At 69.3% G+C, this 26,117-nt stretch carries 25 protein-coding genes; 10 read left to right on the top strand and 15 right to left on the bottom strand.

The features are described 5' to 3' along the window. Both AB0B63_RS20250 and AB0B63_RS20255 read right to left on the bottom strand, forming a co-directional pair. Nucleotides 1–245: hypothetical protein (locus AB0B63_RS20250; RefSeq protein ID WP_357020821.1), on the bottom strand; the 245-nt coding region annotated here is incomplete at its 3' end. 35 nt (nucleotides 246–280) lie between these two features. Beyond that, complete coding sequence (locus AB0B63_RS20255; RefSeq protein WP_208566890.1) at nucleotides 281–505, bottom strand: hypothetical protein; 225 nt, start codon at nucleotides 503–505, stop codon at nucleotides 281–283. Between the two features lie 159 nt (nucleotides 506–664). Here AB0B63_RS20255 and AB0B63_RS20260 point away from each other — a divergent pair, with 159 nt between their 5' ends. Genes AB0B63_RS20260 through AB0B63_RS20270 form a run of 3 tightly spaced genes read left to right on the top strand, consistent with a single transcriptional unit; the run spans nucleotide 665 to nucleotide 2,837 of the window. Beyond that, nucleotides 665–1,141 carry a helix-turn-helix domain-containing protein gene (locus AB0B63_RS20260; protein ID WP_357020824.1) on the top strand — a complete coding sequence of 159 codons (477 nt, stop codon included), beginning with the start codon at nucleotides 665–667 and terminating at the stop codon, nucleotides 1,139–1,141. Beyond that, nucleotides 1,131–1,643 carry a hypothetical protein gene (locus AB0B63_RS20265; protein ID WP_357020827.1) on the top strand — a complete coding sequence of 171 codons (513 nt, stop codon included), beginning with the start codon at nucleotides 1,131–1,133 and terminating at the stop codon, nucleotides 1,641–1,643. Before AB0B63_RS20260 ends, AB0B63_RS20265 begins: the two co-directional genes overlap by 11 nt. A 15-nt stretch (nucleotides 1,644–1,658) precedes the next feature. After that, the gene (locus tag AB0B63_RS20270) at nucleotides 1,659–2,837 is read left to right on the top strand and encodes an MAB_1171c family putative transporter (RefSeq protein ID WP_357020830.1); all 1,179 of its coding nucleotides are present in this window, start codon (nucleotides 1,659–1,661) and stop codon (nucleotides 2,835–2,837) included. A 145-nt stretch (nucleotides 2,838–2,982) separates the two neighbouring features. Here the strand turns inward: AB0B63_RS20270 and AB0B63_RS20275 are convergent, their stop codons facing one another. From AB0B63_RS20275 to AB0B63_RS20290, 4 genes are all read right to left on the bottom strand, one after another. Further along, the gene (locus AB0B63_RS20275; RefSeq protein WP_357020833.1) at nucleotides 2,983–3,276 is read right to left on the bottom strand and encodes a hypothetical protein; all 294 of its coding nucleotides are present in this window, start codon (nucleotides 3,274–3,276) and stop codon (nucleotides 2,983–2,985) included. Between the two features lie 1,135 nt (nucleotides 3,277–4,411). Beyond that, complete coding sequence (locus tag AB0B63_RS20280; protein WP_357020836.1) at nucleotides 4,412–5,965, bottom strand: acyl-CoA carboxylase subunit beta; 1,554 nt, start codon at nucleotides 5,963–5,965, stop codon at nucleotides 4,412–4,414. Then, a complete protein-coding gene (locus AB0B63_RS20285) occupies nucleotides 5,962–12,030 on the bottom strand; it encodes a beta-ketoacyl synthase N-terminal-like domain-containing protein (protein WP_357020839.1) in 6,069 nt (2,022 codons plus the stop codon). Before AB0B63_RS20285 ends, AB0B63_RS20280 begins: the two co-directional genes overlap by 4 nt. Before the next feature lie 659 nt (nucleotides 12,031–12,689). Continuing rightward, a complete protein-coding gene (locus tag AB0B63_RS20290; RefSeq protein WP_357020842.1) occupies nucleotides 12,690–13,403 on the bottom strand; it encodes a 3-oxoacyl-[acyl-carrier-protein] synthase III C-terminal domain-containing protein in 714 nt (237 codons plus the stop codon). A 139-nt stretch (nucleotides 13,404–13,542) separates the two neighbouring features. On the opposite strand from AB0B63_RS20290, the gene AB0B63_RS20295 reads away from it, so the two are divergent. After that, nucleotides 13,543–13,749, top strand: coding sequence for a helix-turn-helix domain-containing protein (locus tag AB0B63_RS20295; protein WP_357020846.1), 207 nt, complete (start codon nucleotides 13,543–13,545; stop codon nucleotides 13,747–13,749). Nucleotides 13,750–13,837: 88 nt separating this feature from the next. Next, nucleotides 13,838–14,011: a winged helix-turn-helix domain-containing protein gene (locus tag AB0B63_RS20300; RefSeq protein ID WP_357020850.1), complete on the top strand. Its 174-nt coding sequence runs from the start codon at nucleotides 13,838–13,840 to the stop codon at nucleotides 14,009–14,011. Between the two features lie 398 nt (nucleotides 14,012–14,409). On the opposite strand, the gene AB0B63_RS20305 is transcribed toward AB0B63_RS20300, so the two are convergent. Genes AB0B63_RS20305 through AB0B63_RS20315 form a run of 3 tightly spaced genes read right to left on the bottom strand, consistent with a single transcriptional unit; the run spans nucleotide 14,410 to nucleotide 16,625 of the window. Next, the gene (locus tag AB0B63_RS20305) at nucleotides 14,410–15,525 is read right to left on the bottom strand and encodes a hypothetical protein (RefSeq protein WP_357020853.1); all 1,116 of its coding nucleotides are present in this window, start codon (nucleotides 15,523–15,525) and stop codon (nucleotides 14,410–14,412) included. Further along, nucleotides 15,522–16,049, bottom strand: coding sequence for a SigE family RNA polymerase sigma factor (locus AB0B63_RS20310; protein ID WP_357020856.1), 528 nt, complete (start codon nucleotides 16,047–16,049; stop codon nucleotides 15,522–15,524). Before AB0B63_RS20310 ends, AB0B63_RS20305 begins: the two co-directional genes overlap by 4 nt. A gap of 51 nt (nucleotides 16,050–16,100) precedes the next feature. Further along, the gene (locus AB0B63_RS20315; RefSeq protein WP_357021212.1) at nucleotides 16,101–16,625 is read right to left on the bottom strand and encodes a MauE/DoxX family redox-associated membrane protein; all 525 of its coding nucleotides are present in this window, start codon (nucleotides 16,623–16,625) and stop codon (nucleotides 16,101–16,103) included. Here AB0B63_RS20315 and AB0B63_RS20320 point away from each other — a divergent pair. Further along, nucleotides 16,583–16,969 carry a pentapeptide repeat-containing protein gene (locus AB0B63_RS20320; RefSeq protein WP_357020859.1) on the top strand — a complete coding sequence of 129 codons (387 nt, stop codon included), beginning with the start codon at nucleotides 16,583–16,585 and terminating at the stop codon, nucleotides 16,967–16,969. The genes AB0B63_RS20315 and AB0B63_RS20320 overlap by 43 nt on opposite strands. 408 nt (nucleotides 16,970–17,377) lie before the next feature. On the opposite strand, the gene AB0B63_RS20325 is transcribed toward AB0B63_RS20320, so the two are convergent. Beyond that, nucleotides 17,378–17,740 (bottom strand): hypothetical protein, encoded by a 363-nt coding sequence (locus AB0B63_RS20325; RefSeq protein WP_329018711.1) that lies wholly within the window; start codon nucleotides 17,738–17,740, stop codon nucleotides 17,378–17,380. 77 nt (nucleotides 17,741–17,817) lie between these two features. Between AB0B63_RS20325 and AB0B63_RS20330 the strand changes: the two genes are divergently transcribed. Then, nucleotides 17,818–18,399 carry a hypothetical protein gene (locus AB0B63_RS20330; RefSeq protein WP_357020863.1) on the top strand — a complete coding sequence of 194 codons (582 nt, stop codon included), beginning with the start codon at nucleotides 17,818–17,820 and terminating at the stop codon, nucleotides 18,397–18,399. Nucleotides 18,400–18,588: 189 nt separating this feature from the next. Here AB0B63_RS20330 and AB0B63_RS20335 read toward each other — a convergent pair whose 3' ends face one another. Then, the gene (locus tag AB0B63_RS20335; protein ID WP_357020866.1) at nucleotides 18,589–19,335 is read right to left on the bottom strand and encodes an aminoglycoside phosphotransferase family protein; all 747 of its coding nucleotides are present in this window, start codon (nucleotides 19,333–19,335) and stop codon (nucleotides 18,589–18,591) included. A 449-nt stretch (nucleotides 19,336–19,784) separates the two neighbouring features. On the opposite strand from AB0B63_RS20335, the gene AB0B63_RS20340 reads away from it, so the two are divergent. Continuing rightward, nucleotides 19,785–19,994, top strand: a complete 210-nt coding sequence (locus tag AB0B63_RS20340) for a TauD/TfdA family dioxygenase (protein ID WP_357020869.1) — start codon at nucleotides 19,785–19,787, stop codon at nucleotides 19,992–19,994. A 230-nt stretch (nucleotides 19,995–20,224) separates the two neighbouring features. Here the strand turns inward: AB0B63_RS20340 and AB0B63_RS20345 are convergent, their stop codons facing one another. Beyond that, complete coding sequence (locus tag AB0B63_RS20345) at nucleotides 20,225–21,112, bottom strand: helix-turn-helix transcriptional regulator (RefSeq protein ID WP_357020872.1); 888 nt, start codon at nucleotides 21,110–21,112, stop codon at nucleotides 20,225–20,227. A gap of 179 nt (nucleotides 21,113–21,291) precedes the next feature. Here AB0B63_RS20345 and AB0B63_RS20350 point away from each other — a divergent pair, with 179 nt between their 5' ends. Continuing rightward, nucleotides 21,292–22,152 (top strand): SDR family oxidoreductase, encoded by an 861-nt coding sequence (locus AB0B63_RS20350; RefSeq protein ID WP_357020875.1) that lies wholly within the window; start codon nucleotides 21,292–21,294, stop codon nucleotides 22,150–22,152. A gap of 177 nt (nucleotides 22,153–22,329) precedes the next feature. Then, a complete protein-coding gene (locus AB0B63_RS20355) occupies nucleotides 22,330–22,869 on the top strand; it encodes a peptidase inhibitor family I36 protein (RefSeq protein ID WP_357020878.1) in 540 nt (179 codons plus the stop codon). Between the two features lie 722 nt (nucleotides 22,870–23,591). On the opposite strand, the gene AB0B63_RS20360 is transcribed toward AB0B63_RS20355, so the two are convergent. From AB0B63_RS20360 to AB0B63_RS20370, 3 genes are read right to left on the bottom strand one after another with little or no spacing between them, the layout of a single operon-like run. Continuing rightward, complete coding sequence (locus tag AB0B63_RS20360) at nucleotides 23,592–24,962, bottom strand: hypothetical protein (RefSeq protein WP_357020881.1); 1,371 nt, start codon at nucleotides 24,960–24,962, stop codon at nucleotides 23,592–23,594. A 2-nt stretch (nucleotides 24,963–24,964) separates the two neighbouring features. Then, entirely contained in the window at nucleotides 24,965–25,288 is a 324-nt protein-coding gene (locus AB0B63_RS20365) for a thioesterase domain-containing protein (RefSeq protein WP_357020884.1), read from the bottom strand. Next, on the bottom strand, nucleotides 25,213–25,737 hold the full coding sequence (locus tag AB0B63_RS20370; protein ID WP_357020887.1) for an alpha/beta fold hydrolase: 525 nt from the start codon (nucleotides 25,735–25,737) through the stop codon (nucleotides 25,213–25,215). The genes AB0B63_RS20365 and AB0B63_RS20370 overlap by 76 nt, the downstream gene beginning before the upstream one ends. Between the last annotated feature and the right edge of the window lie 380 nt (nucleotides 25,738–26,117).

The following is a 26,117-nucleotide window of genomic DNA, read 5'->3' on the forward strand; positions in this document are numbered from 1 at the left end:
CGAAGGTCAGGGTGAGCCAGAAGGTGATCTGCACGCCCACCTGCATGGCGACGACGATCCCCCGGCCGATCGCGCCGAAGCCGTTGCCCTGTGCCGACCAGGCCGACCCCGGCCGCCACGGTGACGATGGTCGCCGGAGTGGCCAGCACCGGCATCCCGCCGACCTGGTTGCATGCCTCGTCGCTGTGGATCGGGATCGCGGCGAGGGCGGGGTCCGCGTTCACCCTGTTGGCGAGAACGGACATGGATCACCTCCTGACTGGGGGTACGGGTCGGGCGGCTACTTCGGTACCGGCCTGGTGCCCTCGGCCATGTTGCGGGCGATGCCCACCATGTAGCCGGCGTGGAACGCCACGGCGCCGACGGCGACGCCGAGCGCCACCGCCGTCGGGGTGGCGAGCACCGGGGTGAGTCCGGCCAGCCCGTGGGCGGTCCGGTCGGCCTCGGTGAGCTCACCGAACATCTCCAGGGAGATGTCGTTGGTGTGGTCGACAAGTGCGGTCATCTGGTTCACCTCCTTCGGAAACTCGCAGCCAGTGTGAAAGGCGGCGCGCACGCCGTTCATCTCAGCTAAAAATCATGAATCGCTAGGATGTCCGAGGGGGTCGCCGCCGTCAACCACGGGAAACGGGGTCCACCCGATCCGACGAGGGGAGGGCACCACATGGACCACCCGACCACGGGCACCCTCGCCGAAAAGATCAACAGACTCTTCGAGGTGGTCCGCCGCCCCGACCGGGAGCAGTACCGCAACGAGGAGGTGGCCACCGCCTGCCGCGCGGCCACCGGGGAGAGCTTCTCCACCACGTACCTGTGGCAGTTGCGCAACGGCCGGCGGACCAACCCCACCAAGCGGCACCTGGAGGCCCTCGCCCAGTTCTTCCAGGTGCCGGCGGCGTACTTCTTCGACGACGCGCAGAGCGCGCGGATCGTCGAGGAGCTGGAGCTGCTCGGCGCGCTGCGCGACAGCGCCGTCCGGCAGATCGCGCTACGTGCGGTCACCCTCTCCCCGGAGGGGCTGGACACCATCAGCGACATGATCGAAGCCATCGGGCGGCGGGAGGCACGCCGCGCCGGGCCGGCCGGCGTGGAGCTGCCCGGGGCCGGTACGGGCGGGCCGGTGCAGCGCGATGGCGGTTGATCGGGGCATGTGGCGCCGGTGTCAGCGGATCGTGGATGCGCTGTCGATCCCGACGCCGTTCGAGCCGACCCGGTTCGTCGACGCGCTGGCCCACCAGCGGGGCCGACCGGTCGAGCTGGTGCCGATGCCCGGTGGGGCCAGCCAGTGCGGTGCACTGGTCGCCACCGACCAGGCCGACTACCTCTTCTATGCCACCAGCACCACCCGGCTGCACCAGGAGCACATCCTGTTGCACGAGGTCGGACACCTGCTCTGCGGCCACGTCGACGACCGCTCGCTGGCCGCCCTGCCCGCCCTGCTGCTGCCGAACCTCTCCACCGACCTGGTCCGCCGGGTACTCGGCCGTTCCGACTACTCGGCCGCCCAGGAGCAGGAAGCCGAACTGGTCGCCTCGATGATCGCCCACCGCGCCCGCCGGAGTCCGACCGGCGGCACCGGCCCGGTCACCCCCGAGGTCGCCGACGGGCTGGCCCGACTCGGCTCGATTTTCGACACCGGCTGACCGGGGCCGGGCACCATGCTGACCTGGCTCAACTTCACCGCCCTGGCGCTCGCAGTCGTGGTCGCCGCCTACAAACTCATCCCGGTACCCGGCCGTCGGCGTGCCGCCGGCACCCGGTACCTCGCCGCCTTCTTCCTCTGCATCGGCCTCGGCCTGGCGGTGATGGCCCACCCGGTCCTGATCGCGATCAGCCACGTCGAGCCGGTGCCGAACCTCAGCCGGCTGCTCGGCAACAGCCTGGAGATGCTCGCCGCGTACTTCCTCGGCGCGCTCGGCCAGAGCATCGCCCGCCCGGCCGGCACCCGGCGCTGGCTGCGCCGGCACGGTGTCCTGCTGGTCGGCGCGGTCCTGGTGATGGCGGTGCTGCTGGCGAACGCCGACACCACCTTCACCCTGAACTTCGTCAACGCGTACTCGCGGGATCCGGTCGTCGTCGGCTACCTCCTGGTGTTCTTCAGCTACATCGCGGCCTGCCTGGTCACCTTCATCACCAGCGTGGGCGGCTACCTGCGGCACGTGGCGGCCGGCGTACTGCGGACCGGGCTCAGCTTCGTGGTCACCGGCACCGCGCTGGGTATCGTCTGGGCGGCCTGGTCCGGGGTCCGGCCGGTGGTCACCCTCCTCACCGGCCGGTCCCTGGCCACCACGCTGCCGGTCGGCGCCACCCTGGGCTCGGTCTGCATGCTGCTCTGGCTGATCGGGGCGACCCTGACCGCCTGGGGCGACCGGATCACCGCGCCGCTGCGCTGGTTGCGGGCGCTACGCCGGCTGTACCGCATCGACCCGCTCTGGCGGGCGCTGCGGGCCGCGCTGCCGCAGATCGCCCTCAACACCAGCGGCGGCTGGCCGTTGCCCGGCGCGGAGTTCGCGCTCTATCGACGGGTGATCGAAATCCGCGACGCACAGTTGACGCTGCGCCCCTACGCCCATCCGGACGTGCCCCGCTGGGTCGGCCCGGCGGCGGACCCGGCCACCGTGGAAGCGGCGGTGATCGCCGCCGCCCTCGTCGGTCACGCGCACGGCCGGGACTACCGCGCCGAGCACCCGTTCCAGGACGTGGATGCCTCGCTGGCCTCGGAGAGCGCCTGGCTGGCCCGGGTGGCCCGGCAGTTCGCCAGCTCGACGGAGGTGGCCCGGGTCCGCCAACGCGCTGCCGCCGAAGCCACCAAACCCCAGAACGCCGACCAGGCGTAGGCCCCCGACCAGGCAGGAGGTCGCTGACGCCCGGCGCGGTACCGGCTATTCCGGTAAACCGGGCAGGTGCCGGTGCAGCCAGCCTCGAAGACGGATAGCGGTGGTCACATGTGCTCCGTGACCACCCCTGTGCCGGCGTGCCCGTTCAGCAGGTGGTGTTGCCCAGCGGGACCCAGCCGTCCAGCGACGGGTCCTCGGCGCCGTGGCCGTAGACCCAGTTGTCGTTGTCCTCGCCCCAGCCCGCGTGCGCGCGGAACCCGCGACCGGCGGTCAGGGTACGCAGGACGGGGCCGTGCGGTGCGGCCCGTAGCCAGGTGTTCTGCGTCAGGTTGCAGACGAAGCCGGGCGCGTCGCTGGCATGGGCCGGCGCGGCCACCACGGCCGCGCTGGTGAGGCTGACGGCCGCGATCGTCAGTACGGACAGAAGTCGGCGTTTCACGGGGGTCCCTTCGGAATGGCTAGTCATTCCGTCCATTGTGGTCAACGGCAACCCCTTCGCAACTGATCGTCAATCGACCCGGGCAGGGTGAGCGGGGATTGACCCGGTTCGGCGGACAGGGTCAGCCTTCGGCACCGGGGGTAATGGCGACCGCGATGCCCTCGCGCTCGGCCACGAACGGTGCCGAAGCGCCGCACCTGCCGGCGCCTGCTCTCGCCGCCGGCTCAAGTGTCGGCGCCCCGACCGGTGTAGCCGTGTGCGAGTAGCGCGGCCAGGAGCTGCGTGTCCCAGGTCCGCTCATCGGCGTCGCGCCATCGGTGCTGCCGTGGGCACTGCCAGTTCGGTACCGGTTCTTCGGGGAAGAAGCACCCGCCGAGCACAAGCTCGCCTGCGGCTGCGGCCTCCCTGGCTTCCGGCGACGGGAGGCCGAAGAGCAGAGGGACGCCCGCCGCATGGCAGTCGGGACAACTCGGAATCACCTTTCCACGGTACCGAGCCCACCCGATCTCGATCCTTCAGCGCTCGCGTCCTCTGCCGCCCCAAGGGTTGTCGTCGATCTCTACGGTGGGTTGCGGGTGTACGGCAGGGGAGGGGCGGTCATGGGCATCTGTGTCGTGTGTCGGTCGGATCAGCGCACGGTTGTGCTCATCAGCTGCTGGGGTGTCCCGCACGGTGCCTCGGGGCATCAGGTCAACTATCGCTGGAGCGACGTGGTGGCCTGCTTGGAGTGTGGGGCTGGCCTTGTGGTGCGCTTTGATCACGATTGCTTCCACCCGCCGTGGGAGGAGCCGTGGGACATGGACTGGTCTTGGCCGGTCGACGACGACGGGGTTCAGCGGCTGATGTCTACCCTCGCCGGGTGCCCGGACCCGCTGCAGCCATCCTGCGATTGTCCCGCGCACCGCACGTTGCGCGAGAGCACCGAGAGACCGCTACCGCGTGAGGTCCCGGTGACGATCGTGCTGACTGAGGACGGGCTGCCGCAAGTCCGGTCGACCAGACGCATGAGAGGCGCCGGCACTGACTCGCCGATGCGTACCGCACTGATCTCAATACCGAAGAACCGTGTGTTCTCGTCGGTACGGGTGTTGAGCCGGTCAGCGCCGTCGGCGTCGAGTAACCCCGTGGAGAGACCCTAGAGCGGAATATTGCCGTGCTTCGTGGTCCGCTCCGCGAGTGGCCTCCGGCTGAGCAGGCGCAGGGCGGCCGCTATCTGCCTGCGGGACTCCGCCGGTGGGATGACGGCGTCGATGAAGCCGCGTTCGGCGGCCAGGTACGGCGAGCCGTACTTGGCCTGGTAGTCCTCCATCAGTTTGGCGCGGGCCTGTTCCGGCTCAGTCGCGGTGGCGAGTTCCGCGCGGTGCAGGATGTCAACCGCGGCATGGGCGCCCATCACGGCGATCTCGGCGGTGGGCCAGGCGAAGTTCATGTCGGCGCCGAGGTGTTTGGAGCCCATGACACCGTATCCGCCGCCGTATGCTTTGCGCAGCACCAGGGTGATTCGCGGGACGGTGGCTTCGGCGAACGCATAGGCGAGTTTCGCCCCGCGTCGGATCATTCCGGCATGCTCCTCGGTGGTGCCCGGCATGAAGCCCGGGACGTCGACCAGGGTCACGATGGGGACGTTGAACGCGTCGCAGCAGCGGATGAAGCGGGCGGCTTTCTCGGCGGCGCGCCCGTCGATGACGCCCGCCTTGTGGGTGGGCTGGTTGGCCACGATCCCGATGGACAGTCCGCCGATGCGGGCGAGGCCGCAGAGCATGTTGCGGGCGTAGCGGGGCTGGATCTCCAGGAACGAGCCGGGGTCGACGAGGTTCTCGATGACCGCGGCCACGTTCAGCGGTTTCCGGGAGGAGCCCGGGATCAGCTCCGCGAGGGCCGGTACGTCGGCGCTGGTGTCGTAGGCTGGACCTGCGGGTGGCGGCTCGGTGTGGTTGCTGGGCAGGTAGCTGAGCAGCCGCCGCGCGAAGGCGATGGCGTCGGCCTCGTCGGCCGCCAGGTGGTGGGCGTTACCGGAGATGGTGGCGTTGACCCGGCCGCTGCCCAGTGTGTCCATGTCGGTGTCCTCACCGAGGGCAGCGCGCACGGCATCGGGGCCGGTGACGAACATGTGTGCGGTCCGCTCGGCCATGATGACGAAGTCGGTGATCGCCGGTGAGTACGCGGCCCCGCCGGCGCACGGGCCCAGGATCAGCGAAAGCTGGGGCACGATGCCGGACGCGGCGACGTTGCGCCGCACCAGCTCGGCATAGAAGCCGACGGCGGCCACACCCTCCTGGATGCGTGCCCCACCCGAGTCGTTGAGGCCGATGATCGGGCAGCCGGTCTGGAGGGCGAGATCCATGGCCTTGAGTACTTTTCCGCCGCTGGCCTCACCCATGCTGCCGCCCTGCACAGTGAAGTCGTGCGCGTACGTGAAAGCGGGCCGTCCCTCGATCAGGCCGTGCCCGATGATCATGCCGTCGCCGTACGGCCGGGCGCGCGTCGAGTCGGGGTCCGGGCGGCTGCGCACGAGTGCGTCGATCTCGGCGAAGCTGCCGGGGTCGAACAGCAGACTGATCCGTTCGCGCACGGTCAGTTTGCCGGCCTCCCGCTGCCGGGCGACGGCACGTGGTGACCCGCCGTCTCGCGTATCGGCCAGCCGGGAGTCCAGCTCCGCGATCCGGGTACGCACCTCGTCGGCGGTCATCGGGCCGCCCCTTCCAGGTCGCTCGTCATCGCGGTCGCGATCTGCTGGGTGTCGGCCATCAACTGGGTCAGCCTCTCCTCGACGATGACACCGCGGTCGTACCCGAAGGACAGGCGCAGTCGCCCGTTTATCGTCCGGACAACCACGACCAGATCGCGGGGTAACACGTAGCCGCTCTGCCGGGCCAGCGGCGTCACCGTGGCCGCCCCGACCGTGGTGGGCAGCGCGACCTCGGGCAGGTGGTTGAAGGAGATCCGGTACGGGATGTCCTCCTGTGGCCGTCCGGCCAGGTGGAAGTACTGGCTCATCGACAGTCCCTGTTCCTCCCCGGCGGTCAATACGGCCTCGCGAACCCGCCGCAGGCATTCGCGCAGGTCGGGCCCGCCGCCGAGGTCGACGGTGATCAGCCGCAGCTGGGAGAGAAAACCCACGACCCGTTGCAGCTCGGGCACCTCGCGGGCGGTCACGTTGATCGGCACTGTGATCTCGTCGTGCTCGGACTGCCGGTGCAGCGCCAGCATGAACGCCGTCAGCATCACCATCTGCGTGGTCGCCCCGGCCTCACGGGCGGTCTGCTCGATTCCGGTGGCCACCTCGCCGTCCAGTTCCACCTCTCGCAGCCCCAGCTCCCGCTGCCGGCCGGGAACGCGCTGCTCGTCCCGCGTCAGACGCAGCGCGGGCACGCTGGTCGTGACCAGCTTCTTTCGCCAGTACTCCAGTTGCTGGTCGAGGACGACTCCGGAGTAGAACGATCGCTCCCACTGCGCGTAGTCGGCCAGGCGCAGCGGCGGCGCGGCGGGCGGGGAGGCGTCCTCGTAGCCGAGCACCAGATCCTGGAACAGCACGCCGGCCGACCAGCCGTCGGTGATCAGGTGGTGCAGCACGACGGTCAGGACGTGCCGATCCGGGGTCAGACGCACCAGCCCGAACCGGTACATCGGCCCGGTGAACGGGTCGAACGGTCGTTCGGCCTCGGTGAGGGCCTGCGCCAGCTCGGCCTGCGGGTCGGCCGCGGCGGTGAGGTCGGTGATCGGCAACGCCACCGGGTCCGCCGTCGCGTGCCGCTGTCGGACCACGTCCCCGGCCGTGAACACCGTGCGCAGCCCGTCGTGCACAGCGATGAGTCGGTCGATGGCACGGGCCAGGGCGTCCGGGTCGACCGGGCCGGCCAGGTCGAGATGCTGGGTGACCAGAAACGGTGTTCCTCCGGCGCGTTCGGCCTGCAGGTAGCGCTCCTGATTGATGGTCAGGGGGAAGTCGTCCTGGTCAACGCGCACGGGCCGTGGCACGGCTGCCGGCCCGGTCACGCGCAAGCTGTCGAGCGCGGTGGTGAACGCGGAGACCGTGGGGTTGTCGAACAGCAGCCGCACCGGGATGTCACAGTCGAGCGTCGCGCGCAGCTCGTGCATCATCTGCGCGGCCATGAGCGAGCTCCCGCCGAGGGCGAAGAAGTTGTCGTCGCCGCCGGTGACGCGCGTTCGCAGCACGCCCGAGAACGCGGCGCGGACCACCTCGGTGGTGGTTTTCGGCGACTGGTCGACGGCCTCGGCGGGCGCGTGCGCTGCGAGGGGCCCGAACCAGTGCGGTGTGCGCTTCCAGGGTCCGGAAGGCATCGAGACCACCGGGCGCGGACGGTCGAAGAACTGGCCGAGGTCGACCGGTACGCCGTACACGTGCAGCGCCCCCAGCGCCTCCAGCAGGGATTCGGGATCAGGCCGCCCGCGCCTCAGGGAGGCGACCGCGTGGCCTTCGGGTCCGATCACCTGCTCAGTCGGCAGTGTGAGGGTCGGGTTGGGGCTCATCTCGACGAAGAGGCGGAAGCCGTCGGCGCAGAGCCGCTGAACGGTCTGGTGGTAGAGGACCGGCTCGCGGATGTTCGCCGCCCAATAGGCGCCGTCGAGCTCGGTGCCGGTGAGCGACGCCGTGGTAACCGATGAGTACATCGGAACCGTGACCGGCCGGGGCCGTAGGGTGGCCAGGACCGTTCGCAGCTCGTCCGCGACCGGCTGCACCACCGGCGAGTGGCCGGCACCGTTGGCCTTGACCCGGCGGCCGAACACGTCGCGCTCGGCCAGATCGGCGATCAACTGCTCGATGGCGTCGACGTCACCGGAGACGACCGACATCTCCGGCCCGTTACAGACCGCCAACGACAGGAGCGTCGCGTACGGCTCGATGGCCCGGGTCAGGTCGTCTCCGGCGAGCCCGACGACGGCCATCGCCCCCTGGCCACGCAGCGTGGCCAGCCCATTCGCGCGCAGGCCGGTCACCCAGGCGGCCTCGGTGAGGGTGAGCGCGCCCGCCACGTAGGCTGCGGCCACTTCACCCATGCTGTGTCCGACCACGGCAGCCGGTTCGATGCCGCGGGAACGCCAGCTTGCGGCCAGAGCGACCTGCACGGCGAACAGCAACGGCTGGACGACGTCGTCGCGGTCGAGCATCGAATCCTGCTCGGTGACAGCGAAGAACTGGTCCCGTACGGGCCACGCCAGGTGTGGCTGCAGAGCGGCTGCGCAGTCGTCGAACGCGTTCTGGAAAGCCGGGTCGGCCCGGTAGAGCCCGTGCCCCATACCGAGGTGCTGAGAGCCCTGGCCGGGGAAGACGAACACGACGCGCCGGTCGGCGACGACCCTGCCGGTGACCGCTTCCGGGTGCGGTGGCGTGAGCCGCTCGGCCAGTTCCTCCGGCGTTCGCGCGACCACGGCCATGCGGTGCTCGTGGTGCGTGCGTCGCAGCCCGGCCGTGTAGGCGAGGTCGTCGATCGATGCGGGACTGCCTGCGGCACTACGCGCGGTGCGCTCGGCCAGAGTTTCGAGGGCCTGCGGCGAGCGGGCCGACAGGACGATCAGGCGAGCCTGACCGCTGTTCGCGACGGTGGCCGGCGCCGGTGCTTCGGCCACGATGACGTGCGCGTTCGTACCGCCCACGCCGAAGCTGTTGACGCCGGCCGACCGTTCGCCGGGCGACTGCGGCCACCGCCCCGCCGTGACGGGCACGCTCATGCGCAGCTTCGCGAAGTCGATGTGCTCGTTCGGCTGTGCGAAGTGCAGACTGGGCGGCAACACGCCGTGCTCGATGGCCAGCGCTATCTTGATCAGGCCGGCGACGCCCGCCGCGGCCTCAAGGTGACCGATGTTGGTCTTGACCGACCCCACCCGCATCGACGCCGGGGCGTGGGCGGCCGCGATGGCGCCAGCCTCGATCGGGTCGCCCAGCGCGGTACCGGTGCCGTGGGCCTCGACGTACTGCACGTCACCCGGGCGCAGACCGGCCGCGTCGAGCGCCGACCGGATCACCCGCACGTGCGCCTCCGGGTTGGGCCCGGACAGGCCGTTGGAGCGGCCGTCCTGGTTGACCGCGGTGCCGCGGATCACCGCGTGCACCCGGTCGCCGTCGGCGACCGCCTGGCTCAGCGGCTTCAGCAGGACCAGCCCGGCACCCTCGCCGCGCACGTATCCGTTCGCCCGGGAGTCGAACGTGTGGCAGCGTCCGTCCGGTGACAACGCACCGCTCTGGCACAACGCGGCCGTCGTCGCCGGAGACAGCATCAGGTTGACCCCACCGGCCAGGGCGAGGGCGCTCTCGCCGCGCCACAGGCTGTGGCATGCCTGATGAATCGCCACCAGCGACGACGAGCAGGCGGTATCCAGCGCGATGCTCGGGCCGCGCAGGTCGAAGGTGTACGAAATACGGTTCGCGGCCAGGCTGAACACGTTGCCCGTGCCCGAGTACGGACCGGCGTGCACCCCCTGCGTGCGCATCAGATCGGCGTAGTCGCTCGTGGTGATGCCGACGAAGACTCCGGCCGTGGTACCCGCGACGTCCGGGGGGAGTACGCCCGCGTCCTCGAACGCCTCCCAGGTCAGTTCGAGCAGGAGGCGCTGCTGCGGGTCCAGGTAACGCGCCTCAAGATCCGACATCCCGAAGAACTCGGGGTCGAAGCCGGTGACCTCGTCAAGGAAGCCACCGCGCCGGACGTACATCTTGCCCGGCCGGGGAGTGCCCGGGTGGTAGTGCGCCTCGACGTCCCAGCGGTCCGGTGGGATGTCGCCGATGGCCTCCGTACCCGAGGCGAGCAGGCGGAAGTACTCCTGTGGGCCGGCAGCGCCGGGGAAACGACAGCCGATGCCCACGATCGCGATCGGCTCCTGCTCCCGGCCGGGTACCGGCACGATGGCCGCAGCGGCATGGGAACCGGTCAGGTGCGCACTGAGCGCCTCGATCGTGGAGAACTCGTACAGGGCCGTCGGCGCTATCTCGCGTTCCAGGAAGGTTGCCAGTGCGGCTGCGAGCTCCACAGTGGCAACCGACGTCAGGCCGAGTGCGCGGAACGGGACGTCCGTGGCGATCTGCTGCGGATCACGACCGGTGCGCAGCGCGACGTGCCAGCGAAGCCAGGTGCGGATCGCCGTCGGGGTGCGTTCACTCGCGGTCCAGTCGTGAACCGGATGCAGGAGCCCGTCCCGATAACGCTCCCGCATCTCCGCGCGCCGGATCTTGCCACTGGACGTCTTGAGGATCGACCGCGGCGCGATCAGCGCCACCGCATGCACCGGGATCCGCTCGGCGTCGGACACCGCGTCACGGATGGCGTGCACGATCTGTTCGTGATCGTCGTCGTGCCCACCGGCGACCTCGGCGACAACGACGAGCCGCTCCTCGGCAGCCTCCTCGACGGCGAACGCCGCGCTGCATCCCGCCCGCAACCCAGGATGAGCCGCCTCGACGACCCGTTCGATGTCCTGCGGGTAGTGGTTCGCACCACCGACGATGACCAGATCCTTGAGCCGGCCGGTCACGAAGAGCTCACCATCATCCAGGAAACCCAGGTCCCCGGTCCGGAGGAATCGACCACCGCTCCTGTCCGCCGTACGAGCGTGGAAGATCTGTTCGGTCGTCTCCGGGCGGTTGTGGTACCCCCGACCGACGCTGGGACCGCCGACCCAGATCTCGCCGGTGACTCCGTCGGCGCACGGCTCGGCCGTGACCGGGTCGACGATACGGACCTCCACACCGGGCGCCGGGACGCCGCAGGACACGCTGCGGCGGCGGTCGGCGGCCCGACGGGCGGTCCGCCTGGGCGGTACGGACGAGACCATCAACGTCGCTTCGGCTAGACCGTAGGCCGGAGTGAGGGCCACCGGATCGAAGCCCGCAGCGTCGAACCGTTCGGCGAACCGGTCGAGGGTCGGCCCGTGCACCGGCTCGGCACCGTTTGCTGCCACCCGCCACGACGAGAGGTCGAGCCCCGCGACACGGGTCGCTTCACTGCGCCTGACACACAGGTCGTAGGCGAAGTTCGGCGCGATGCTGAAGGTGCCGCGGTACCGGGCGATGGCCTCCAGCCAACGCATCGGCCGCTGCACGAACGCCTCGGGGGCCATCATCGTCACGGTCGCGCCCAACGACAGCGGCAACAGGATTCCCGCGATCAGTCCCATGTCGTGGTAGGTGGGGAGCCAGCTGACGAACTCGTCGTCCGATCCCAGTTCCCACATCCTCTGCTGGCAGGAGAGATTGTGCGCGAGCTGGTCGTGACCCACGACCACTCCGCGCGGATCGCCGGTCGACCCTGACGTGTACTGCAGGAAGGCGATGCCGTCGGCTGAGCCACCATCGACGGTCCCCTCCGGAACAGACTGGTCGCCTGCATCGAGCAGAACCCGCTCGAGGCCGGTGAGGCTCCCCAGGTCGCGCCGCGCCACGTCGGCGGTCACGATGACCGTCGTGGCGCCGCAGTCCGCGGCGATCCGCTCGAGCCGGGTCAGCGTGGGCTGGTGGCGTCGCTCGTCCGGCGGTGGTACGGGAACGGCGACACGACCCGCCCGGAGAGTACCGAGGAACGCTGCGGCGCAGCCCAGTCCCGACGATTGAAGCAGAAGGACAGGGCCGGAGGCTCTCGTGCGCGCCAGGCCCGCAGCAACCGTACGGATCTGCTGTTCCAACTCCCCGTAGGTCCACTCCTCGACCCGCCCGTCGGCATCGCCGGTGCCCAGAAAACGCAGGGCCACCCGGTCGGGGATGCGTCGGGCATGACCCGACACGACATCGCTGATGCCTTCCATGGAACTCAGCTCCTGTACACGGGTGGAGGATCTTGAGGTTGGGTAGCGCCCATTGCCGGCCGCTCGCCGCCGACCGATGCGGCGGTCGTGCGGCACCGTCATGCTCAGTTCGGTGAGCCGGTCGTCCCAGTCCCATGGTTCGCGTGTCGCCCGCGGCACCGGGTCGCTTCACTGCGCCCGGTTGATCCCGCCACAGCAGGTTGTCCAGAGGCCACGGAGGCTCACGTGCAGAAGCACTCCTGCATCCGGGAGACACGGCGTGCCGCCTGGCCTCTCAGCTGCTGCGTGTAGGGGAGATGGCGATCCGCAGGTACCGGTTCGCGGCGCGTGTCGGGCAGCCGGTCGACACCGCCGAAGGGCTTCTCGGGGGCCACGGCGGCAACCGAGCCCCAGTCGGTGAGTCCGCCGGCTGTGAACGGCACAAGCGCTGTGTTCCGCAGATAGCGCTCGGTCGCCGTCGCCGTCGCGGTGTCACCGTCATGCGTTGATCGTCACGAACTCCCGGATCGTCGTCAATACAGCTGGCTGCCCCGCTTCGATCGTGCCTGCTACACGGGCCATGGGGCCGCGCTGGAGAGTCCCCGCCGGGTGGCAAGGACGGGGCGGCCGAGCAGGCGGTGTTTGAGCGAGCGGAGGTAACCAGTGTCCACGTCGTCCCCTCAGTACTCGATGACCATGGCGGCGTAGCTGGAACCGATCCCGACCGAGGTGAGCATGTACAACTCGCCGCTGCGCACCAGGCCCCGCTCCCGCATCGAGGCCAGGTTCAGGAAGGGGTCGGAGCAGTTGCAGTGCCCGTACCGGGGGATGTTGTCCAGAAAGATCCGTCGCCGGTCCAGGCCGACCTCCGCGCAGAGCCACAACCAGAGCGAGGCGTTGACGTTGTGCGGGATCACCAGGTGGATGTCCGACAGGCTCAGTCCGGCGTAGCTGAGGGTGTCCGACATCGCGGCCCACAGGTGGGTGCAGTAGGTGTCGCCGAAGCGGCGCAACTTCTCGGCGGACATCCGGAAGCCGCCGGCGAATTCGCCCTCGGTGCGGGCCGCGTAGGAGAGCACCCGGCTGCCCGCACCGTGGACGCCGCCGTCGGCGCGGGGAAAGCCGTCCGGGCCGCCCGGCGTGTCCAGGCCGACCAAAAAGGCCGTTGACGCCTCGCCGGTGACCGATACCTGCAGTACGTAACGCAGCACGCTGTTGAATGCCTTGTCGCCGGTGACGACGAGGGCCTTCGCCGCCGGGTCGCCGTCGGCGCGGACCAGTTCACCGGCGATGTCGATGGCGGCGAGTCCGCTGGCGCAGAACTGCTGGGTCACCGCGAACGCGTCGGCCCCGGCCAACCCGAGCCGTTCCCGCAGCTGATCGGCGACGAGCACGTGCGAGGGGGCGGGATCGGGCAGGGTGTGGGCGTAGAGCAGATACAGATCTTGAGTGGCCAGGTTCGTCCGATGTGGTCTGCGTGACGGCTTCGGGCTGGGGTTGATCGATGGAATGAGGTATCCCGATGGAGGTGGGTTGTCCGCGCGGGGGCGGGCGAAGCGTGAGGCGGTAGAACGGCAGGCGGCCGGGTGGTTCGTCGAGGATGTGTCGGTGCCGGAGATCGCGGCGCGGTTGCGGGTGTCGCAGACCGCGGTGTACGGGTGGCGTAAACGGTGGAAGGCCGGTGGTGAGCAGGCCCTGGCCTCGAAAGGGGCCCGGTGGGTCTCGGTGCCGTCCGGATGAGGGTCGGCTGCGACGGCTGGCCGGGGCATTGGACGAGGGGCCGGCGGCACACGGCTTCGGTAGTGATCAGCGGTGGACCCTGGGCCGGGTGTCGGACTTGATCGCCCGGAAGTTCCACACCCGGTACACGCTGCGGGGCACGGCGGACATCATGTACCGGCTGGGCTGGTCGGTGCAGGTCCCCAAGCACCGTGCGGTCGAGCGGGACGAAGCCGCGATCACCACCTGGCGGCGGGAGACGTGGCCGGCGGGAAAACGGTAGCGGCGCAGCGGCAGGCGTGGCTGGTCTTCGAGGACGAGGCCGGTCAGACGCTGCGCCCAGCTGAAGTGGGACGAGACCCGGCACCTGGGGCACCGCTCGAACCATGGCGGCTTCAGATTCGAAGATGCTATGCGATGCATCGCATCACCATCGAGCACGGTCACGATGTGCTCGGCCACACCGTCAGCGTAGGACAGGATGCCTTCGACGCCCTGCGGATGCTCGCTGGTGGCAAGGGACCGCCGAGGTGCTTGCACAGCCCGCGTCGCTATGCAACGACTTCCAGCAGAGATGAACGCTGGGCGCTGAGGACCTGTTCAACTCAGGCTCCCAGACGACAAGCCGTCGCGAACCTTCCGCGCTGCCGACCCGTAACCGTCCGGCTTGCTGCCCGGGGATCAGCCGGGGGTCCGGACCATCGGGGCACCTGCTTCCGCCGGGCCTGTGCCGGCGATCACCAGGCCCTGGCGTGGGCCGGACTCGGAGATGGTGACTAAGGTGGTCTCCTTCGCGTCGATGCGGTCGGCGTGAAGACTGAAGACGGGGCCGTCGGGGCCGATGCCGACCAGCTCCCAGAAGCCGACCGGTCCGGCGAGGTCCTGGCGGGGCCGCACCTCGCCGGTCAGCGTGGCCGCAATGACCGCAGTGGACAGGCCTCCTGGTACGAGGGTGCCGACGGTGACGTACACCCTGGTGCCGTCGGGGGCCACCTGGACGGCCAGCACGGTTTCGCCGCCCCTTAGGCGGTCGCCCAGGTCGATCGGGAAGGCTCGACCATCGGTGGCGGACAGGGCCAAGGTCTGGCCGGTGGGGGTCCCCGGGCGGTGCAGCACGGCCCCGCCGGGCAGGATCCCAACCGCGCGATCACCGGCAGGCACGCGGGGCGTTGTCACCTTGCCGGTGGCCACATCGAGCATGGTGTAGGTCGCGTCGCCACCGAGCCGTGGTTCGTTGAAGAGCAGGAGTTTGCTGGAGTCGGCGGACCACGCCACAGCACCGATTCGGCGTCCCTCCGACGGGGGTGCGAGGCGGCGCACTTGGGTGCTGGTGAGGTTGCGGATCAGGTACTCGCCACTGGACGGGTATCCGAGCCAGGTGCCGTCCGGCGACAGCGAGAGCGCGCCAGTGAAGACACCGTCGGGGTCGGGCGGCACTTCAAACTGCCGGCCGTCGGTAAGCACCGCCAATGCGTTGCAGCCGTGGGCACAAGGCGCGTATGCGAGCACGGCGGGACGGACCGCATCGGTCGGCAGTGGGGGGGTGGTCCCGGGTGCTTGGAGCAGGCCAGGAGAGGAGACAGCGACGATGGCGGTCGGTGGCACCTCCGGATCCGCAGCCGGCTGTAGCGTCATGCTAGCCACCAGTGAGCCGGCTATCAACGGGGCGACCACGGCGCTCGCGGTCAGCCTGGTGCGCCGGCGTCGCCGGGCTGCGGCGAGCGCCCGGTCGGGATCGGCGTAGCTGCGCGCTTCGGTGCCCAACTCTCGGTAGGCGGACAGGATGGGGTCACTCACGGTACGACCTCCGACGTCGTAGAGGTGTCAGACAGGTGTGGGTATGCCCGGCGGAGGGCGGCAAGTCCGTCATGGGCGTGCCGCTTGACTGTTCCGACCCTGCAGCCGAGCAGGTTGGCGGTGGCCGTCTCGGACAGATCCTCGTAGAAACGCAGGTAGAGAACCGCACGCTGCCGAGGGGGCAACGATGCCAGGACCTGGGACATGGCTATGCGCTGCGCCGCCCGGCCCGCCATGTCGACATCAGCGGCAGGGTCTGCCGCTGAGTCGAGCGGAACCTGGGGATACCGGCGACGACGCAACCAGGACCGCAGCTGGTTGAGCATGACCCGGCGGACGTAAGCCTCCGGGTTACCTCCTGACTCCACCCGACGCCATCGCACCGCCGTCTTTGCCAGCGCCTCCTGCAGCAGGTCCTCGGCCGTCTGGTGGTTGCCGGTAAGCAGGTAGGCCGCGCTTGACAGCGCTGCGCTCCGGGCCACCACAAACTCTCGGAAGCCGCTATAACGATCCTGGGCTGGCATCGGGCCCTCTTCCTCGTGTGGTGCTCGTACTTAGAACAACGCCGATTGCCATCAGATAGGTTGAGTGACGCCGAAGACCTCCGTGGACAGCAATCCGCCCACCGCCACCACCAGGACCGCTGGCAATAGCAGGAACAACCTCGTCCCGAACGAGAGGTCGGGTGGCGTCCACAGCACCGGCACCGCGGCACCTGCAACCCCCGCAAACAACCACCCCCGGCCTACCACCAACCATGTGACCGGGCGGGGTGTCCCGAAGCAACCACAAGGTGCCGTCGGGACACGGATCCGGAGCACCGTGGTGTACAGCCCGAGCGCGCAGTAGCTTGCGTCGAGAAGCGCGACAGCGGGTGCCGCGTACACCGGGGCGGCGAGCCACGTCACCCAGGTCGCCGCCCCGACGAGCACCTCCGCTGGTCCGAGCAAGATTGCCAACCAGGCCCGCAGCGGCCGTGGCAGCAGGTGGGCGTCGAGCGCGGCGGTCAAGGCCGGACGGTTGCGCAGGTGACCGACACCGCCGGCAGCGAGCAGGAGTGCAGCGCCCAGCGCGGCCGCGACAACGGCGAGATCAAGCAGAACAACACCTCCGGGACATCACGATCGCGGACTGCCGACTGGACCTGTCGTCGTGGCGGTTCACCACCTTCGCGAACGTGGCGTTCGAGGGCTGCAACCTGACCCGCGCCGACTTCCAGCACGCGGACCTGCGCGGCGCCCGCTTCACCGACTGCGACCTGACCGGCGCGCAGTTCTCCCAGGCGAGCATGGACGGCACCCGTTTCGCCCGCTGCGACCTCACCGGGATCGGCGGCGTGACCAGCATGACCGGCGCGATCCTCGCCCACCAGGACCTCATCGCCCTGTCCTACGCCCTCGCCGGAGCACTGGGCGTCCACATCGAGGACCCCGACGACGAGTAGGCCTGCCGCACCCGAAGCCGCGCCGGGAGGGCTGCCCGGGGCGGCGGGTGCGGGTCTCTGGCGTCATGCGGTGACGCCCGCGTCGGCGGCACCGTGTTCGGCCATGCAGGTACTGGACCGGGCCAGCTCACCTGGCAGGGCGAGTAGCCGTTGACCGTCGGCGGGATCGAGCCGGTCCTACAGAGGATTGCCGTGGCGGTCGGGACCGTCCGCCGCTCTGTCGCTCCAACGAATACCGACTTGGTGCGGTCGTGCCGTAGCAGGATCAGCACGCCGTCGATGTCGACAAAGATCAATGGTCGTCTGGCGCTGGCGGGCACTGCGGAACCGTGCCGTGACGGGCGGTCCGGACCACCGACGCCAGCGGCCGATGATCTTCCGTGGCGCGAGAACGGCATGGGCGGATGTTCAGTTTAGATCGTCGCCGCTGATGACCGGGCAGCCGAATAGATCGCTGAGAACTGTTCGCTGATGCTCGGTCAACGGGTTGACAAAGACGGCCATGGCGACCGCGGCTGACTGGCATGCGTCGGCGACTTCGTGGGCCTTGCCCGAGCTGAGCAGGGTTCGCCGAGAGAACGGCAACGCCATCCTGCTCGCGCCGCCGCGAGAGATACCCCGCCTCTGAATCTGCCGGCCAACCACTCGTCCACCACGTGCTTCCACCGAAGCCGCCAGAAGGTCAAGTTTCGCGTCAATCTGCTTGTCCTTGGCGGAGAACAAGCCGACCAGCATCACGTCGGCGCCCGTCGGACGGATGCTGTGGTGCACAGTTCACCTTCCTGACTACGCAAGTCCGGACAAGGTATCTGGTGATGTTCATACGCTTGCAGTGGCAGGATCGTTCCGTGGAGGGTATCGATGATGAGCTCGGCCGCTTCGACTGGTCTCGGATCCAGACGTACCAGGGCTACGCCGAGATGGTGCCGCATGCCGTACGCGGGCTCGTAGCGGCTCCAGATACGAAGGAAGCGGTACGGCTCGGTGAGTGGATCGAGCGCATTCTCCTGTCCGTGGCCGGCCCCTGCGAGGGCTGTACGCCAGTTGCCACCGTCCTGGTCGCGACGCTGCCCGAGATGACGCCGGCCGGGCGCAGCGTAGCCCTTGATCTCCTATCACTCATCGGAGCTGCCGAAATCACCGGACCAGCACACGAACAGATCGGCGCGGTCGACGTCGCCGAGATCCGGCAGGCGGTAGCGGGCGGCTTCCGGCACTACGTCGCGGTGCTCCAGACGGAATCCTCCTCGGAAACCGACCTCTACTCCTGCATCGATCTCATGGACATACTGGCGTTCGACGACCCGCGCCTGACGGCAATCGCCACCGCAGCGCTCAAGGGGATCCGGACCGGCGGCCGCGACCCGGGTCTGGCTATGGCCATCGAGAACACGCTCGACGATCTGGCCAGTCCTTCGAGAAACTCCTGAAAGAGGCAAGCGGAACACTGTCATCGGCTCCCCGGAAGCTGGCGACCACCACCCTCACTCAGGATGACGATCCACTCGCGGCAAGTCCGGATGCCCACGCTCGGCGTCGCGTGCGTCATGGCGATGGCACCGTTCGTGAGCCACGACAGCCGCGCCCCCTCGGCCCGTGGCCGTCGGGCTCGTGCAGCCTTACATCCGGGATCTCAGTACGTCGAACTCGCAGCCTGGCGAGGACGGGTCGAAGCCGTGTCCGATCAGCCAGCGTGACACCAGCAGGCTGCGCAGCGACCACCAGGCGCGGATCACGTCCCGATCGACGTCGGCGCCGTAACCGGCGAGGAGATCGTCGAGCCGTTCCTCGTGCCCGAGGGTCAGAACGGCCAGGTCGAACAGCGCGTCGCCGGGCGCCGCCTCGGACCAGTCGATCACGCCGGTGATCTCGTCGCCGTTGGTGAAGATGTGGGTGATCTGCAGATCACCGTGCATGAACACCGGCGTCCATGGCCGAATCGCGGCCTCGGCAATCTCGCGGTTGCAGTCGACCAGGTCGACCGGCAGGACGCCGTTGTCGACGAGCCAGGCGCATTCGCGTTCCAGTTCCGCGTCCAGCCCGACGAGCTTCTTGCCCGTCCACGGCGGTGGTGGCGCGTCGTGCAGTTTCCGGATCGCAGCGCCCGCCGCGGCCCAGGCCGCCGGTGACGCGGGCGACGACTCGCCGAGACGGCCGAGTGCCTGGCCGGGGACAGCGGCGATCGCGAGGACCGGCGGCCTGCGCCACAGGACCTCGGGGGTTGGGACGGGCGCCAGCCGCATCGCCTCGACTTCGACATCGACGCGCGCCTGATCGCTGTCGACCTTCAGGAACACGTCGCCGACGCGCAGGGTCGCGCGCTCGCGATGGGCGACGACAACCGAGACCTCTTCCACGCCGGCCATTATCGCGGGCTGGTCATCAACGCCGCCGCGGGTTACTACGTGCGAATCGAATGCGCTACCTCGTCCATCCAAGCGACCTGACCGACTCGCGCAGGTCGGCATGAGCGGACGCCCGGTAGAGGCCGTCGTAGTCGGTATGGCCTCGGGGCACGAGCGCGACCCCGGGGTAAGCACTCCGTGCTTCTACGGCGGCGACGGTGGGCACACAGACGGACGTCGTTGATCTTCGATGATGTGCGCGACGTGTGCTCGCCAGCGGATGCCAACCCGGGTCAACCGGCGCCGACGCGGGCCACCGCAGCCGCTCGTGGTCGCAAACGGGGGTTCGTGTGCTCGAGCTGTGGTCCTGGGCTGCACGAACGGGGGTCCGGGTGCCGTGGGTGAACGTGGGCCACTCCCTGCCACCCCAGGTGAACCCGCAGGTCGCTAGACTAGGCGCTCGCGCCCTCGTGGACGAGCGCTACGCCTACTTCCACAAGTGGAGCAAGGACGACGTCATCGTCTGGGACAACTGGCGCGTGGTCCACAGCGCCGCCGGCGTGCCCTTGGACGTGCGCCGTCGCGCGCACCGCACCACCCTGCTCGGCGACTACGGCCACGGCCGCTACCTCGACCCTGCGCTGGGCCGCGAGCCGCGCACGGCGACCATCGTCGACTGAGGCGGTGAGCGTATGCCCGGCTCCTAGTGCGGCAGCAGCACGCCGCCGCTGCCGATGCGCAGGCTGGTCGTCTCCGTGGTGGGTCGTCGCGCGATCATGATCTCGGGGGCCGGGCCGGCGATCGATGCTGGGGCGTGGTGTTCGGCGAGCCAGTAGCGGCGGTGGCGAGGGTGTCGGCCGTCCGGGTGAGATCGGGCGCGTTCCACCTCCGAACAGGTCCCGATGGTGTTTCAGGTCGGCGGGGCGTGTCGGATTGATGCAGGGCTCAGCGACCAGCTCGCGAGCAGATTCAAGGCGCGTTGGGAGGGTGAATTGGGTTCGGTGCTGTAGAGGAACATGGTGGTCTCTTTGTCGCCGGGCAAAGTGAGTGTTTCGTAGTCGAGCGACAGGTCGCCGACGACCGGGTGGCGAAGTCGCTTGGTCCCGTAAGTGCGCTGGTAGACCCGGTGCTCGTTCCACCATTGGTCGAACTCGTGACTCTGAGTGCGTAGCTCGTCGATGAGCTCGGTTTGCGTTCGGTCGTTCGGACGGGCGCCGAACTCGAGGCGCAGGCTTTCCACGGCGGCCTTTGCCTGCTGGTCCCAGTCGACGAACAGTTCCCGGGCTGCGGGGTCGAGGAGTATCCAGCGGGCGTAGTTCCGTTCGCGTGCTGGCATCCGCTCGAAGTCGGCGAACAGCGCCCGAGCCAGCCGGTTCGCGGCCAGCACGTGGCTGCCGCGGCCGAGGACGAGTACCGGCACCGTGTCGAGGTTGTCCAGGAGCTGCTGCACGCCGGGCCGAATCCGTTGCACCCCCGGCACGACTCCCCTTGTGCGACCGCGCGGCGATTCGGTCGAGCCGACGCCGATGAGGTTCTCGAGGTGGCTCCGGCCGGCCGGATCGAGGTTGAGCGCGCGTGCGAGCGCATCTATCACCGCCGGCGAAGGCACGATGCGACGTCCCTGTTCGAGGCGGGCGTAGTAATCCGTCGAGACCCCGGCGAGCAGCGCCACTTCTTCGCGGCGCAGGCCAGGCACGCGGCGCACGCGGGCGTCCGTCGGTAGTCCGGCTCGCTGCGGGTCCTGTTTGCTGCGCGCCCGTCGCAGGAAGTCGGCGAGCTCGCGATTGATGGCGGGCATGGGCCAATTCTGCCTCGCGCGCCGGCGGGCCGGGTGGACCTAGGAGTCCTAGGCAACGCGTTCCCAGGTCTCGAAGGGCCCGAGATGACCGCCCACGACGGCCGCACAACGGACACAGTCGAACTCATACCGATTCCGCCGAACGGCTCGGCGAGACGACACCTCCCGGAAGGACCCCCATGAGCATCCCCACCGATCGCCCGGCCACCTGGTTCGTGACCGGCACGTCGCACGGCCTCGGCCTGGAACTGGCTGTTCAGGTACTACAGCGCGGTGACAACCTCGCCGCCACCACCCGTACCGTCGAGCGCCTGACGACTGCGCTCGACGGCCGCGTGGACACCTCGAAGCTGCTCGCCCTCAACGTCGACCTCCGTGACTCCGACGCCGTCGGACGCGCGGTCGAGGAGACCGTCTCTCGCTTCGGCGGCCTCGACGTCGTCGTCAACAATGCCGGCTACGGCTACCTCGGTGCCGTTGAGGAGGCCAGCCCGGCCGACGTCCGCGACATGCTCGACGTGCAGGTCGTCGGAGTCTGGAACGTCCTGCGCGCCGCCTTGCCGGTCATGCGGGGCCAGCGCAGCGGTCATGTCGTCACCGTGTCATCCGTGCTGGGTCTCACCGCCGTGCCGGGCTGGGCGCTGTACTGCGCCGGCAAGTTCGCCGTGGAAGGGATCAGCGAGGCGTTGGCGGCCGAGGTCGCGGACTTCAACGTCGAGGTCACCATCGTCGAACCGGGCTATCTCCGCACCGATTTCCTGACCACCGACGCACTGGCACTGCCCGCGGCGCCCTCGGACGCCTACCCGGCCATCCGCGAGATGGTGCAGAGTCACCTCGATCTGCAGGGCAACCAGCTCGGCGACCCCGTCAAAGCCGCCGAGCGGATGATCGAGAAGGTCGTCGCCGGGGGAGGGCCCCTGCGCCTGGTGCTGGGATCGGATTCCCACGCGTACGCCACAGCGAAGGTTGAAGCCCTGCGAGCGAATCTCGATGCCGCCCGCGACACCGCGGCTGCCACTGATCACCCCAGCGCCTGAACCACGTTTCCGCCCACGACGCCTGCCGGGGAGAAGAGCGACCATGACCAGAGCGTTGGTTGTCATGTCCGCTGTCAGCACGTGGCACCGCACGGACGGTACCGACTACCCGACCGGGTACTGGGGCGAGGAGGCCGCGGTTCCGGTAATGTTATCGACGATCATCAATGTGATGAGGTGGGCGCCGTGCTGGTTGCCGCCGCAGTCAACCTGAAGGAGGAGACGGTGGACGCAAGAATGATCGTCGCGACCGGTGCCGTGCTTGGTGTGCTGGGCCTGCTCGGAGCACCCGGCTCGCCGGCCCTCGCCAAGGAGCAGCCGCGTAACTGCGCGGTCAACGTGGACACCCGCGTGCTGCGCTGCGCCGATACCGAGACGCAGGCGCTGCGCGCGGTGGGGGCCACGCAGGCCAGCGTTGTCATCGCCCGCACCTACGACGGTACGGGCTTCGGCGGCGCGCTGCTGACCTGGGCTCAGAGCGGCAGCTGCAGCCCCGAGTACGACGCCGAGTTGCAGTGGGACGACCTGCGGACCACCAGCGGGGGCAACTGGAACAACCGAATCAAGTCTGTGCGCACCTACAACCAGTGCGACGTCAAGTTCTTCGACGGGATCAACTTCGGCGGTGCCCAGTCGGTCTGGATCGATGAAGCCTCCAACCTCGGGACCATCGGCGACGGCTGGAACAACCGGGCTGGCTCGATCAAATTCTCCTGATCGTTCGTACGGCGGTGCTCACCGTCCGGCAACCCTCGCGAGACACGCATCGGGAGCCGGCCGGACCCGGATGGAAGCCCTGGCGGAGGTGACGGTCACGGCATCATCTGGCAGCCGCCGGTAAGGACAATGGGCCCCACCGATCCGGCCCGCCACGAGGTCACCGCCACGACTTGCCACCCGACCGAAACGAGCACGCCGAAGGCCCGCACCAGGCACCGTCAACGAGCAGTCGGAGACCGTGCTCTCAACCAGCGGCGGCCCCGGAGCACCACGGGCCCCAGGGCCGCCGCTGTGGCCGGTGCCGTCGGGTCGAAACAGATTTTCCACGTTCCAGGTCATGACGATCAGGTCGTGGGCACCGTCGCTCCCCTGAATCCGGGTCTGCCAGGTAGGTGTCCGGCCGACAGGGGCACTTCACGACCCAGCACGTCACGGACATGACTCCCGCCGGCGCAGCGCAGGGGTGCGGGGGAGCGGGCGGAAGCGTCCACCGAACGGTCCACCCCCGGCTTCAAGCGCGCCGAGTACATGGTCCACGCCCGCACCGGCAATCTGCCGGTCAAGGTATGGCTCACGGTTGGCGGTGATGAGTACGTGTCGTCATCGGTCCTGGGCCACGAGAGTGATGGCCATCCTGCGTGCGACGCGGGCCGCCGTCTCGACCAGGCGGTTCGCCCCGACCGACGTGCCGTGGCCCTGCTGCCGCTATCGAAAGACCATCAGTAGAGGAAGACGCCGGCGGTGTGCGTGTCCGAATTGGCGCTGATCCCGATGACCGCGCTGGTGTCAGCCGGCAACGCCCTGGCGTACGCCCCCGCATACCCCTCCGGGGTGAGAAACAGCCCCCAGGCGGCCTGCCACTGCCCGAGGTCGCCGGTGCGCGGGTCCACGACCGGCTCGGCACGGGGGACGACCCGCTCCTGAACGACACAGCCGTAGTCCGCCGCGTCCTCCAACGCCCGCAACCAACCGGCGGCGTCGGTCTCCCAGCCGGCGACGATGCCAGCACCCCCGTAGCGATAGTTCGGCTTGAGGATGAGCTGCTCCCGCCGTCGGAGGCAGTCCGTCATGACCTCGTCGGGAACGTCGCCGTACAGTGCACGCGTCCATGGCAGAACCCGATCGACGGTCTCCAGCTCATCAGCTGAGAACGCGTGACGGTTACGGGGATCGGAGAGCATCGCCAGGCACGCCTTGTTGCCGAAGAGATTGCTCTCCATCGGCGTCCACAGCACCGCCAGGCCCTCCTGGTGCGCCCGGAGGATCGGCTCGACGACAGCCTCTCCCGTCGGGTCGGCGAGAATCTGGTCCACCGCGAAGCACCGTACGACCACGTCCACCCGGCGATCGCGCAGGTACAGCCCGTCGGGTCGTAGGCGTGCCTCGTAGACCTCGCCGAGGAGCAGGTCACCCAGGCCCTGCCGCCGCATCAACTCCTGGAAAGCACGCCACGCGCCGCCGTACCGGGCCATTCCGGCGCGTCCCTCCAGCAGCGCGACGACCGGTTCCCGGTCCCCGGTGACTGCCCGGCCCGCCTGGCGCAGGGCCCGAGCCACCTGCCGGCCGGTGTCGGTGAAGTCCAGGCCGTGGTCCCGGGCGAAGGCTGCGAAGGCGTCGACCCCCAGCAGCGCCCGGGGAAGCTCACCGGCCCGGTCGACACCGCCCAGCTCGCTGGCGATGTTGAACTCCAGCAGCTTGAACTCCGCGCCGTCGTGGTACATGTCGGCACGGGCATACAGCGGCGGCGCCACCCCGCCGAGGCTGCACATGAGCGCAGCGGCCCGGCCGTGCAGACCGAGGTCGGCGCAGTAGCGGCGAAGATCTCCGTCGTACAGGCGATCGGGTAGCGACGTGATCAGGTGGAACAGGCGGGTGACGTCCTCGGCGAACCGGAGCATCTGCGTCCGCTCGGCGAACAGCGGTCGCGGCAGCAGGCGATCCCCGAACGACGCGAGCAGGGCCGGCGGCAGGTCGGCGTCCGCCACGGCGCTGCGCAGCGGTTCCGCGGCCGACTGGCACCGGTGCACGTAGTCCCGGGTCAGGGGATCCGTCGTCGGCGGGAGTTCCGTCTCCCGCATCAGTCCTTCCATGATCAGCAGCCGATTCCGGCCATGGCCTGACCGACCGTCTGGGTGATCTCGCGAGCCCGCTGCCGGATCATCAGGTGTCCGCCGGGCAGCATCCGCACAGCGAACGACGATGTGGTGTGTGCCTGCCAGCCGTACAGGTCGTCCTCGCGGACCTCTGGATCCCCCATACCACCGAACACCCGGATCGGGCAGGGCAGCGCCGGCTCGTCGGTGTACTCGTACGAGTTGACTATGTTCAGGTCGGCGCGCATCACCGGGAGCAGCACCGACGCCAGATCGGGGTCGTCGAGAACCTCCGACGGCACGGTCTGCATCTGCCGAAGCATGCGCGCAGAGCCAGGTCCGACATCGCATGGACCGGCGGATGGGGCATCCGGGGCACGTGTGGTGCCCGGCAGGCGGAGGCGAAGAGCATGACGGGGCCGGGCAGGCACCGGCGGCGAAGTTCCCGGGCCAGCTCGAACCCGACACGTGCACCGAGGCTGTGTCCGAAGATCGCATAGGGTTTGTCCAGGTGCGGTGCGGCGGCCGTGGCGAGCGCGTCCACCAACGGCTCGATGCGGTCGTGCGAGGGCTCGCCCAGACGCGACTCGTGCCCGGGCATCTGCACCGCGGCCACCTCCACCCCCGGCAGCAGAGCCGGCCAGGAACGGTAGAGCGAGGCCCCGCCGCCCGCGTACGGCAGACAGAGCAGCTTGGTCCGGGCAGCGGGCGCGGGGCTCGGGTAGGTGATCCACCGCTCCGCCGTGGCACTCAGTTCCTGGGTCGGATACATCTGCCCCTCCTGGTCGTCGGACTACACCAACATGGAGCGTCGGGCAACGCCGCCAGATACAGGCATCGCCGAGGATCCGAACGTTCTCTGTCCTGGTGACGGATCGGACGAGGCAGAAGGGCGATGAGGCGAGTGGAAACGACACCGGGGAACATCCGCGTCCAGGTGCTGGACAACATCGACGAAATCGACGAGACCGACTGGGCCACAGTGGCCGCCGGCGGTGGCCTCTACACGTCCCGCCCCTGGCTGCGGTCACTCGAGGACGACCCATGGCACGACGTGTGGTACCTGGCGGCCAAGGACGAACGGGACGACCTTCTCGGACTGTTGCCGGTATACCTGTCGTCGGGGACCGCCTCTGCCGGCTCCGACGGCTA

Source organism: Micromonospora sp. NPDC049081 (genome assembly GCF_040648835.1).
In the GTDB taxonomy this organism is placed as follows: Bacteria; Actinomycetota; Actinomycetes; order Mycobacteriales; family Micromonosporaceae; genus Micromonospora; species Micromonospora antibiotica.